A 210-nucleotide genomic window follows, 5' to 3' on the forward strand; every position below is an offset into this window, starting at 1 on the left:
TACAGGAAGTAACGAATTAACTGCAAGTAACATGGTCAATACGTGGGAAATCAATGCCACCAACCAAGGTGTGATTAATGACGGCACGGTTTATGAAGTTAACTTTGTTAATTTTAATACACTAACGGGTGGATCATTAGTCGATAACTTCACCTTGAGCTTGATGGATAACATCACCGGCTTAATCAGTGGTGGTGCAAGTGATGATAC

The 210-nt window shown here is 40.0% G+C and carries 1 protein-coding gene; it reads left to right on the forward strand.

From position 1 onward, the window contains the following. Positions 1-210, forward strand: a 210-nt coding sequence (locus CXF85_RS00155) for a hypothetical protein (RefSeq protein WP_157828996.1), incomplete at both ends; no start/stop codon positions are given.

This window comes from Colwellia sp. 75C3, assembly GCF_002836255.1.
In the GTDB taxonomy this organism is placed as follows: domain Bacteria; phylum Pseudomonadota; class Gammaproteobacteria; order Enterobacterales; family Alteromonadaceae; genus Colwellia.